The organism is Roseibium sp. TrichSKD4 (assembly GCF_000148725.1).
In the GTDB taxonomy this organism is placed as follows: Bacteria; Pseudomonadota; Alphaproteobacteria; order Rhizobiales; family Stappiaceae; genus Roseibium.
The window spans coordinates 47,455-57,218 of sequence record NZ_GL476314.1; the positions used below are offsets into that span (position 1 = coordinate 47,455).

The 9,764-nt window shown below is 57.4% G+C and carries 10 protein-coding genes, 1 tRNA gene and 1 pseudogene; 10 read left to right on the forward strand and 2 right to left on the reverse strand.

What is annotated here, in order from left to right; genetic code table 11:
- Nucleotides 1-15: 15 nt before the first annotated feature.
- The 9 genes from TRICHSKD4_RS30750 to TRICHSKD4_RS28140 all read left to right on the forward strand — a co-directional run bounded on the left by TRICHSKD4_RS30750 (nt 16) and on the right by TRICHSKD4_RS28140 (nt 7,011).
- Nucleotides 16-153: a hypothetical protein gene (locus TRICHSKD4_RS30750; RefSeq protein WP_009759322.1), complete on the forward strand. Its 138-nt coding sequence runs from the start codon at nt 16-18 to the stop codon at nt 151-153.
- The gene (locus tag TRICHSKD4_RS12245; protein ID WP_009759323.1) at nt 150-2,351 is read left to right on the forward strand and encodes a phage tail tape measure protein; all 2,202 of its coding nucleotides are present in this window, start codon (nt 150-152) and stop codon (nt 2,349-2,351) included. The genes TRICHSKD4_RS30750 and TRICHSKD4_RS12245 overlap by 4 nt, the downstream gene beginning before the upstream one ends.
- Nucleotides 2,348-2,749 (forward strand): hypothetical protein, encoded by a 402-nt coding sequence (locus TRICHSKD4_RS12250; protein WP_009759324.1) that lies wholly within the window; start codon nt 2,348-2,350, stop codon nt 2,747-2,749. The genes TRICHSKD4_RS12245 and TRICHSKD4_RS12250 overlap by 4 nt, the downstream gene beginning before the upstream one ends.
- Nucleotides 2,746-2,985 carry a tail protein X gene (locus TRICHSKD4_RS12255; protein ID WP_009759325.1) on the forward strand — a complete coding sequence of 80 codons (240 nt, stop codon included), beginning with the start codon at nt 2,746-2,748 and terminating at the stop codon, nt 2,983-2,985. Before TRICHSKD4_RS12250 ends, TRICHSKD4_RS12255 begins: the two co-directional genes overlap by 4 nt.
- Entirely contained in the window at nt 2,982-3,995 is a 1,014-nt protein-coding gene (locus TRICHSKD4_RS12260) for a phage late control D family protein (protein ID WP_009759326.1), read from the forward strand. The genes TRICHSKD4_RS12255 and TRICHSKD4_RS12260 overlap by 4 nt, the downstream gene beginning before the upstream one ends.
- Before the next feature lie 184 nt (nt 3,996-4,179).
- Nucleotides 4,180-4,356, forward strand: a complete 177-nt coding sequence (locus TRICHSKD4_RS32320; RefSeq protein ID WP_371256777.1) for a Com family DNA-binding transcriptional regulator — start codon at nt 4,180-4,182, stop codon at nt 4,354-4,356.
- Complete coding sequence (locus TRICHSKD4_RS12265) at nt 4,323-5,042, forward strand: site-specific DNA-methyltransferase (RefSeq protein WP_040616797.1); 720 nt, start codon at nt 4,323-4,325, stop codon at nt 5,040-5,042. The genes TRICHSKD4_RS32320 and TRICHSKD4_RS12265 overlap by 34 nt, the downstream gene beginning before the upstream one ends.
- A gap of 47 nt (nt 5,043-5,089) precedes the next feature.
- Nucleotides 5,090-5,287 carry a hypothetical protein gene (locus tag TRICHSKD4_RS12270; protein WP_009759328.1) on the forward strand — a complete coding sequence of 66 codons (198 nt, stop codon included), beginning with the start codon at nt 5,090-5,092 and terminating at the stop codon, nt 5,285-5,287.
- Nucleotides 5,288-5,406: 119 nt separating this feature from the next.
- On the forward strand, nt 5,407-7,011 hold the full coding sequence (locus TRICHSKD4_RS28140; protein ID WP_009759329.1) for a pentapeptide repeat-containing protein: 1,605 nt from the start codon (nt 5,407-5,409) through the stop codon (nt 7,009-7,011).
- Between the two features lie 273 nt (nt 7,012-7,284).
- Here TRICHSKD4_RS28140 and TRICHSKD4_RS12280 read toward each other — a convergent pair.
- Together TRICHSKD4_RS12280 and mnmA are read right to left on the reverse strand one after the other, a co-directional pair.
- Nucleotides 7,285-7,361: transfer RNA gene (locus tag TRICHSKD4_RS12280), tRNA-Met, on the reverse strand.
- 185 nt (nt 7,362-7,546) lie between these two features.
- Complete coding sequence (mnmA, locus tag TRICHSKD4_RS12285; RefSeq protein ID WP_009759331.1) at nt 7,547-8,719, reverse strand: tRNA 2-thiouridine(34) synthase MnmA; 1,173 nt, start codon at nt 8,717-8,719, stop codon at nt 7,547-7,549.
- Between the two features lie 329 nt (nt 8,720-9,048).
- Here mnmA and TRICHSKD4_RS30755 point away from each other — a divergent pair.
- Nucleotides 9,049-9,764, forward strand: a pseudogene (locus tag TRICHSKD4_RS30755) (hypothetical protein); the annotation flags it as partial.

A 9,764-nucleotide genomic window follows, 5' to 3' on the forward strand; every position in this document is an offset into this window, starting at 1 on the left:
ATCGCGGCCCGCTTGATGGCAATCCTCCGATTTTCCCATGCCGAATTCAGGGCGATGGATTGGGACGAGGTGCTGCTTTGGTGGCATGAGGCCGATGCCGTCCACGGTGAGACTTACGGCCTCGGCTCCCGGACACAAGGTGAAACCCGATGAGTGATCTTGATGTCAAAATGCGGCTTGATCTCGACTATCAGGGGCGGGACGCAAAACGGGCGAAAGATGATATCGAGGCGTTGCGCAAGGCGGCGCAAAGGCTCTCCGGCCTTGGCGCGGACAAGCTGGAAGGCGACCTGAAACAGGTCTCGGCCGGGGCGGACAAGGCGAGCGCCGCGCTCGGGAAATCCACGGACAAGATAAAGCTTCTCAATCGGCAGACAACGGACAAGGCCGAGGGGGAGCTGAAGGCGCTTCAAGGGGCTGCAAACAGTCTTGCGGCAAAGCTCGACAAGCCGGTGACTGCGTTTCGCAAGCTCAACGCCTTGAACACGAACAAGGCTGAGCGGGAGATGCAGGAACTGGGTGCGGCAGCGTCCAAAGCGGCTGAGCGCCTCAAAAAGATCGACAAAACCAAGTTTACCGGTGTGGGACGTCAGGCGGATGCGGCCAGAAAGAAAGTGGACCGTCTTGGGGAAAGGGTTGAACGCCTTAACCGGCTGAACACTCCCGTCTCCAAGCTTGACAGCACGGTTGGGGCTTTGGGCACAACAGCCGTTGGTGCGTTTGGATCACTGGTTGCCTTTGCGTCTGTCGACAATATTCTTCGCGGGCTGAACCAGCTCGAGGACGGGTTTAACAAGGTTGATCTTGCTGCAACGCGGGTTGCCTTGACGGCCGAGCAATATGACCCGGCTGTGGTTCAGGAAATGAAATCCGTGAATGCGCGGATATCTGAGAAAACCGGCCTGAAGGTGGGCGGGGTTAGTGATGCGCGAAACGTCTTTGCAGCTGCCAATATTCCCATTGCCCAGCAAAACAAAATTCTTGAACCTGTTGCAAGGGCGGCGGTTGCGTCAGGCTCCTCGCCTGAGGTCATTGCCAAATCTGTGACGGCAGGTCTCAACAATCTTGGTCTGACCCAAGAGGATATTCCCACCTATCTGGACCAGATGCTGAAAGGCGGCAAGGTTGGCGAGTTTGAAATCGAGGCGATGGCGGCCTCCTTTCCAAAGCTTGCGGCTCTTTATGCCAATACCGGGGGAACCGGGCTTACTGCATCGGCTGACATGATTGCAGCTGCCCAGATCATCCGAAAGGGTGCGGGGGACGAGGCGAGCGCTGCCACCAACTTTGAAAACTTCATGTCGAAGATCTTTGCAAAGGATGCGGTCAAGAACTTCGATGAAATGGGTGTTGACGTTGAGAAGCTGGTTGCGAATGCGCAAAAGAGCGGCCAGTCGCCGATCTGGGCTGTCCTTGACAAGATCATCGAGAAGACCGGGGGCGATGAGTTCAAGCTCAATGAGCTGTTCGGGGACATGCAGGTCAAGGCAGCGTTGCGCCCCTTGATTGCCAACCGGGATTTGTTTGATGAGTACCGCGACGAAGTTCTCAACAAATCGGGCGGCCTGGTTGAAAAGGACTTTGACCGGATCTCTCAGACGCCGGAAGCCAAGAGCAATCGGCGTGGGGCAACATGGGCGAATATTCTTGGCGGGGTTGGGAATGCCTGGGGGCACATCAAAAACCCTGTTCTTGATGAGGTGACGGGCTTGATCAATCCCGATTATCGTCGGCGGGAAGAGGGTATTGTTGAAAAAGAGCGCCTCAAAGATGTGAATATTGAGGCGCTAGAGGCCGAAATTGCAGACCTCAAGGCACAGATTGCCTCACGTCCCAAGCCCAAATTGGACCTTCCCGATAATGGGCTGTTTCCGCTACAGCAACGCTTGCGCAGTGCAGAGTTTGAGCTTGAAGATGCGTTGAAGGTGCAAGGGGCAAAGGCGACCCCGCTCGATGGTAAAACCCAGCTCCCCATTCCCAAGGTCAAACCGCTCGGGTCCGACAAGCTGAGCGCCTTGTCTGACGGCATGGGACCGGCGGGCACCGAGGCAGGCCAAAAGTTCAGCGCGAATATGAGTGATGAAGTCGGTCAGATGTTTTCATTGGCTGATGACTTAAAGAATGCCTATTCCTTCACGGCTACGCCGACAATTTCCCCGAGTTTTTCGGCCGCCTCCGGTCCGGCGCCGCAAGTTCAAAAGATGTCGTCGGTCACTTCAGGCCCGGTTAATCAAACTATCAATGGGGTTTCAAACCCCTATCGTGCCGCTAGCTTGCTCAACCGTCGCCAGAACCGGGAAATCCGGGGCTCGCGTTCGCGCGCCCTTCATGAAACCGGGAACCTGGCATGAGTTCGCTTGTCTCCATAGGCGGGGCCCGGCTGAAGGTGATCGGCCTCAATCCGCAACACGTTTCCAGATCCAGTGAAACCCGGCTCCCCGGCCGGGCAACCTTCCGGGGCATGGATTACCAAAAGACCGGCAAAGGTCCGCACGAGGTTTATCTTGAGGCAATGACCGTCCCGCACATTCTGGGCGGCCTTGATGCGCTGGGGCTCTTGCAAGGTCATCACGAACGGCAGGACACGGTTCGTTATATCCGCCTGGAAAGCCGGTATTTGGGGCGCAATCTTGGTGACGTTGTTGTCCGTGAGCTTCACGTTGACGAGGATCACTTTCACCCGTTCACCGGGATCGGCCGCAAGGTGAATGTAGAGGTCGGGCTTGTCTTTGTTGGAGACACGCCATGAGCCTTGTCATTATCGGTCATTACCCCGTCAGAGAACGGCAAGAGCGCCTCGACAGGATCGCAAAGGCGCTCTACGGCTCGGAAGGCAACAAGGCGGTTGAGCGGCTTCTGGAAGCCAATCCGGAGCTTCCTGACACGGCGTTCGGTCCGACTGGCTTTGTCACCTTCGGGACCATTCTTGCCGTGCCCGAGCCGATGGAAGCCGCCCCTGAAACCATTGTGAGGCCGTGGCTATGACAGCGCGCACTCCGATTGTTTCTGTTGTCGGGCCGGAGGGAACAAACCTTGTCCCGGCATGGGGGAAATCACTTCTCGGCCTGACCTATACCGATCAGGCGGGCTATGAGAGTGACGAGCTTGTCCTGCGCTTTGCAGCGCCTCCTTATGATCTGCCACCCAAGGGCACGAAATACCAATTGGCACTTGGCTGGAAAGGTGGGAGGCCCGCCGACTTCGGAATATTCTCTGTCAGCCGGACGGCCCTTGGTGGTGATCCGGACAGCGGCGAGGAGCTCGAAGTCACCTGCCGGGCGGCTGATTTTATCGACAAGATGAAACAGACCAGCTCGAAGCACTATGACGAAGACGGTGGGTTCGGGACCGCCGGTTCAATTATTCGGGATATTGCAAAAGAGGCGGGTGTTCCGGCCATCATTCCGAGCGAACTGGAAAAGATCAAGATCCCGTATCGCCTTCGCTGGAACCAAAGCCCGCTCGATTTCCTGACTGACCTTGCCGACGATATCGGCGGGATTATCAAACCTCAGGCAGGCCGCCTGGTTGTCCTGGAACGCGGTGGCGGCAAGTCGGCCTCCGGGCAATCTCTTCCTATAATCCACATGCACCATAACGTGATTTATGCCTGGGACGTGGATCTGGAGGAACGCACTGCCCATGAAAGCGCCGAGGCGGATTGGTTCGACCCAAAATCCGGGCGCTTGCAACAGGCCACGGCCAGCATTGGCAAGAGCGGAGGACCACGCCGCAGGCTTCACCCCGCACCCGACGAAACCGAGGCGGGCCAGATTGCCTCGGCGCTTGCCGGTTCCCTCAATCGCTTTACTGGCACCGGCTTCTTTGAAGGTCCGGGCAATCCGCTCGCTCTTGCCGGCGCCGAGGTCAAGGCGTCCGGCTATGGCTCGGATGTCGATGGCATTCGCTGGGAAGCGACAAGTGTCACCCACACTTGGGAACCCGATGGTGGTTGGCTGATCAGCGTGGATGTGGAGACGATGAAGGGGAAATGAGAGAGGCACGGGTGGTCCGGACCCGAAAGTCCGGACGGCGGGGCGCTTGGGAAACGTAAACCCGCCCGACAGTAGTAAGTGATAACCGCCGCACCTGTGGCCCTTTCGGGCAACTGCAGTGTGGCTGAGTCGGCAGACGGTTGTCATGCAGGAAATTCGATGTGGGCGTTGTGCCAAGCTTTTGATGAAAACGGCGGCTAACGCCATCAACGATGTAATCGAGGTGAAGTGTCCCAGATGCGGAACACTCAACAATTTGAGGCCAGTGGTACCAATGCCCAGCGAGCCCGTGCCAGATCGCCAAGAGCGACCACTTTTGGAGACAGCATGCGCTGGCAACTCTTTCAGCAAGACGCCCTGACATGGCTACATGATCAGTCGTCAAACCAATTCGACGCATTGGTGACAGATCCACCTTATTCCTCAGGCGGACTCCACTCTGGAAGCCGCACGGCCGACAGCGCCAACCGGAAATATGTCAACGACGAGAAGAAATACCCCGAGTTCTCGGGCGAGAACCGGGATCAGCATTCTTACATGCTCTGGTCGACGCTTTGGCTCACGGAAGCCCATCGCATCTTAAAACCCGGCTCTCCGTTCCTCGTGTTCACCGACTGGCGTCAGCTCTCGGTCATGATCAACGCAGTCCAAGCTGCAGGCTTTACCTATCGAGGCTGTGTTCCTTGGGACAAGACCGAAGCCTGCCGCCCCCAGAAAGGACGCTTTCGGCAACAGGCCGAGTTTGTCCTATGGGGATCAAAGGGAGCGTGGCATGGCAAGGACGGCCCGACCTATCCCGGTGTTATCCGCTGCAGTGTTATGCAAGGCGGTCCCAAGCTTCACACGACCGGAAAGCCTGTCCCTCTTATGGATGCACTGGTTCAGGTTTGCCCTGAAGGCACCGTGCTCGATCCGTTCGCGGGCTCAGGCTCCACCGGAGTTGCGGCCCTTCGCTCCGGGCGACGGTTTGTCGGGTGTGAGCGGGAACAAGCTTACTTCGACATTGCAAGTGAGCGGCTGGGAACAGTCAATTCAACGACGCTTTAAACGGCCTTTAAAGCCCCTTTAAAAACCAACCAGTCGGAGTGTGAAACATGAGCCTTTATGTTCAGGCTATCAGCCAAGACGGCGAACAGACCGACTGGTTTTGTGAACGGGTCAGCTATGAGAGGTCCGGGGACGTCAATCTGATCCGAGGCAACGAAACGGTGTTTACGCTCGGGCCGGAAGACTATGCGGCCGGGTTCAGTGTGGCGGTGTTGGGGGCGGCGCAGACGAAGGCGCTGAATTGATGCGAAACGGCATTCGGAAAAACTGCCGTTTTAGAATATGCCCCCAACAACAGATACGTTAAGGTTGCCACCAATTGATTCATATTTCGGCAATTTAGCCACGCATTTTGAGACACTAGATGGCAAACCCTGAACATTTGAAATGGCTCGCTGAGAATGATGTGGAGGCTTGGAACGAGCGCCGCCGGTTGAGCCCAATTGTGGCTGATCTAGAAGGGGCGGACCTGCGGGAGGCGAACCTGGAGTGGGCGGACCTGTGGGGGGCGAACCTGCAGCAGGCGAAGCTGCAGCAGGCGGACCTGCGGTTGGCGATCCTGCAGGAGGCGAAGCTGCAGGAGGCGGACCTGCGGGGGGCGAAGCTGCAGCAGGCGGACCTGCGGGGGGCGAAGCTGCAGCAGGCGGACCTGCGGTTGGCGAAGCTGCAGCAGGCGAAGCTGTGGGGGGCGGACCTGCAGGAGGCGGACCTGCAGGAGGCGGACCTGCGGGGGGCGGACCTGCGGGGGGCGAAGCTGCAGGAGGCGGACCTGCGGGGGGCGAAGCTGCAGGAGGCGGACCTGCGGGGGGCGAAGCTGCAGGAGGCGGACCTGCGGGGGGCGAAGCTGCGGGGGGCGGACCTGCGGGGGGCGAAGCTGGAGTGGGCGAAGCTGGAGTGGGCGAAGCTGGAGTGGGCGGATGTCCGAACTGTAAAATCGTCGCTGGCAGTCTCAGGTTTCGCCAGAGCCGATTTTACCCACACAGGATACCTCACTCAAAAACAAGTAGACAGCATGAGAGGTGATACCGGGGTGCTGTTGCCCGAGGGGCTGAAGCATCCTGCTCATTGGCCGAAGTGGGAGGGCGATGAGGAGGCTGGCACAAAGAACTCGGACACTCATACCCCTTCTGATGATCTAGAGCGTCGGTTAGCGGACACGGGTTCTGTTACATCCATCGTTCGGGATGGCAAAATCGATATTGTCAGCACCCCGCCAGATGGGAGACCTGCGGCAAATGATCCTTCTGACAGGGATCAACTTTTTGACGCTATAGATTACGCTTGCGGCAGATTTCGCGAAGCTTGGGAGACGGAAAACCCTCAGGTTGACAAGAAGGGTATATTGGCCGCAATCGACAAGTGTAGGGGCCTGGCTCAGGAACACGATTTAAACTGGTACAAGTGGATAGAGTTGAGTTTGGATTTGGCCGATTATCTGAAGTCAAACCCTGAGGAAGACGCATGGCGTACTCTCGATAGAAAGACACAACGCATCATTGGCATGATCGGTCAACTTGAAAAATACTTGAAGCCGCTTCCGAATGAAGAGGCTGGCGTTCACGATCTCAGAGAACCTGAAATAGAAATCACGGCTGAGACGGAGACGCGTCTCCCTGAGCTTATTGATGAGATCGACAAACTTGCACGGGCTATTCAAGCGCCGCCCGTTCAGAACATTTTCTATGGTGATGTTGGAAAGTTTGTCCAAACTCAAGCGCACACCATCAAAAACGAACAACACCCGACCCATCTGCCGGATGAGTATTCAAATCCCGTTTCCCAAGGCAAATGGACTAGGGCGCTGCGAGGGATCGCGGGTTTCACTGTGACGTTATTGGGGAACTTGGCAGTAGGTGGATTGTCAGGCGTTTTGGGGAACACACTCACGACAGATACCGCTTGGCCATACTTTGTCAGCTTGCTTGAAAAGGTGCGGGACTTGTTGCTGATGTTTTTCAAATCCAGCTGAAAATCAAAAACTGACTATTCTAATTTTGATAGTCAAATTTCTAATTCTGCGCGGCGAGCTACAATCGGATGGCATCGTAAAAGACGATGCACCTGACATGTCATTGGCCTCGATACTCGCAAAGCTGAATTCTCGATAGGTCGCCTGAGCAGGACGCTGAAAATTAAAAACTGATTTTTCTAATTTTGATAGTCAAATTTCTAATTCTGCGCGGCGAGCTACAGGCGAGCTACAGCGTGCGAGATCTATCTATCAGCAATGCTTGGATAAAAATGGTAGCGGGAGAGGGACTCGAACCCCCGACACGCGGATTATGATTCCGCTGCTCTAACCACCTGAGCTACCCCGCCATCCGGCCGGTCCCTTTTCAAGAAGGGCCGTGCGATGTGGGGAGCTTATAGTGACGGCGGAGAGCGGCGTCAAGCGGGCAATTGCACCTTCTCCGGGGAAAAATGCAATCGCGCGCCTTGCCTGTGATTTTGGCCGCAAAGCCCTGTTTTCATAAGGGCGTTTGGGGGAGCCGTTCAGCGGTCCTTCAAGCGGCGGAGCTGGACGCGCCTTGGCTGTCGATGGTCCACGCGCCGCTGCGCTCGGTCCGCGCAATCCAGCCGCCGCCCAGAACGCGGGCGGTTTCATCTTCGCTGTCAAAGAAGACGCAGGCTTGACCCGGCGCAACACCTGCTTCCCCGGTGACGAGTTCGACCGTGGTTTTTTCCGCCGTGTGGCGCAGGATGGCAGGGGCTGGCGGGCGGGTGGAGCGCACCTTGGCGAAAAGGTCCAGCTCTGCGCCTTCGTCCAGCGGCATGTCGCCCAGCCAGTTCACCTCGCGCAAGATGATCGTGTTTGTTGTGAGGGCCTCACGCGGGCCGACCACAACGCGTTTTTCATCCGCGTCCAGACGCACCACATAAAGCGGCTCGCCAGTGGCAACGCCTAGGCCGCGGCGCTGGCCTACTGTGTAATGAATAACGCCTTCATGCTGGCCGAGAACGCGCCCGTCCATGTGAACAATGTCACCAGGTTCGGCTGCATTGGGGCGCAGCTTGCGGATGACTTCGGTATAGTCGCCATTTGGCACGAAGCAGATGTCCTGACTGTCCGGCTTGTTGGCCACGGAGAGGCCGAATTTTTCCGCCAGCTGACGCACTTCCGACTTGGGCCGACCGCCCAGCGGGAAGCGGATGAAGTCCAGCTGCTCCTGCGTGGTGGCAAACAGGAAGTAGCTCTGGTCGCGGTCCAGATCGACAGGACGGAAGAGAGCGCGCTTGTTGCCGTCCGGCCTGGAGCGCACATAGTGGCCGGTGGCCAGAACATCCGCGCCAAGGTCTTTGGCGGTTTTCAAAAGGTCGGTGAACTTGACGGTCTGATTGCAGGAGACGCAGGGAATGGGCGTTTCACCGGCAATATAACTGTCGGCAAACCGGTCCATGACCTGTTCCTTGAACCGGCTTTCATAGTCCAGAACGTAATGGGGAATGCCGATCTTTTCTGCTGCGCGGCGGGCGTCGTGAATATCAACACCGGCGCAGCAGGATTTGGCGCGGCTGACGGCGGCTCCATGATCATAAAGCTGCAAGGTGACGCCGATCACGTCGTACCCTTCTTCCTTCATCAGGGCCGCGACCACGGAACTGTCGACACCCCCGGACATGGCAACAACCACACGGGTGTCTTCCGGGCGACCGGGAAGATCCAGACTGTTTTGCATTCACAACACCAAGATATTGGGCCGCACGCGCGTCTTCACGGACGCCTGTTTCAGGCTAGGCCGCATAGCCCGCGCCGTTTTGGTGGCGGCAAGTTCACATCGTTTTGGCCAATATATATATGTGCGGGCCAAATTCCAATAATTGCCGGAAAAGGTGGGCAAGCTTTGCCGGGTGAGGCAGTCCTTTCCGGGGTGATAGAGTGCTTCAGTATGTCCGATTTAGTGTAAGTACTTGAAGTTTATCGATTTTAGAGATGCGCCAAAACTGGCCCGGTGTTTGCTGACAAGTGATCAGACATTTGGTTCAGTCAATCAGATTGGGATGCATCGTGCTACCTTTTGACATGATCTTAAGCGCTGCAGGAACAGCGGCGCAGGCAATCGGTGCCAAGGCGGGCCTTCAGGGCGATACCGCTGACGGCAACGGGTCTGGCCAGTTTGCCTCTGTTTTGAATGCTGCGGTCAGGCCGGATCAGGACGCGGACGCGCTGACTGAATTTGCCGCCGAGTTGCCAGAGGATTTGGCCGGTGAATTAGCGAGTGAGTTGGCAAGCGAACTTACAGGCGAGTTCCAGCCGCTTCCTGTGCAGCCCGTCCCGAATGCAACAGCTGATGCTCTTTTTGAAAACCTTCTGGGTGCCCGGCAGGGTGAGGGCGTGGAACTGCAGATCGGTGATGGCGGAGAACCAGCGCCCCCGGTTGCGCCGCTTGGCGCCGGGGCTGGCCCAGCTGTGCCGCCAAATGTCGGCGAACCTTTGCCGGTTGATCCGCTGGAGCCCGATTTGGGTGCAAAACCAGCAGCCGGGACACTGGCCCCGGAATTGGCGCAAGGCTCGGCAGGCGCGCTTCTTACGGGTGAGGGGCAATCTGCAGCCTCTGCGAATGGGGTCAATCCGGTAGCTTCCGGTTCCAGCGCGGCTGATGAGCTTGCTTCCACTTTGACGAAGCAGATGGGTGGGCCAACTGCGCCCGGAGCATTGTTGAATGAAACTGTTCAGCCCGGTGTCGCTCGCGGAGCAGCTGCTGTTGCTGCTGCGCAACCTGC

Bases quoted from the DNA above. Each gene is read 5' to 3' on its own strand.
- TRICHSKD4_RS30750 (WP_009759322.1), top strand. From the start codon at position 16: ATGGCAATCCTCCGATTTTCCCATGCCGAATTCAGGGCGATGGATTGG.
- TRICHSKD4_RS12245 (WP_009759323.1), top strand. From the start codon at position 150: ATGAGTGATCTTGATGTCAAAATGCGGCTTGATCTCGACTATCAGGGG.
- TRICHSKD4_RS12250 (WP_009759324.1), top strand. From the start codon at position 2,348: ATGAGTTCGCTTGTCTCCATAGGCGGGGCCCGGCTGAAGGTGATCGGC.
- TRICHSKD4_RS12255 (WP_009759325.1), top strand. From the start codon at position 2,746: ATGAGCCTTGTCATTATCGGTCATTACCCCGTCAGAGAACGGCAAGAG.
- TRICHSKD4_RS12260 (WP_009759326.1), top strand. From the start codon at position 2,982: ATGACAGCGCGCACTCCGATTGTTTCTGTTGTCGGGCCGGAGGGAACA.
- TRICHSKD4_RS32320 (WP_371256777.1), top strand. From the start codon at position 4,180: ATGAAAACGGCGGCTAACGCCATCAACGATGTAATCGAGGTGAAGTGT.
- TRICHSKD4_RS12265 (WP_040616797.1), top strand. From the start codon at position 4,323: ATGCGCTGGCAACTCTTTCAGCAAGACGCCCTGACATGGCTACATGAT.
- TRICHSKD4_RS12270 (WP_009759328.1), top strand. From the start codon at position 5,090: ATGAGCCTTTATGTTCAGGCTATCAGCCAAGACGGCGAACAGACCGAC.
- TRICHSKD4_RS28140 (WP_009759329.1), top strand. From the start codon at position 5,407: ATGGCAAACCCTGAACATTTGAAATGGCTCGCTGAGAATGATGTGGAG.
- mnmA (WP_009759331.1), bottom strand. From the start codon at position 8,719: ATGCAAAACAGTCTGGATCTTCCCGGTCGCCCGGAAGACACCCGTGTG.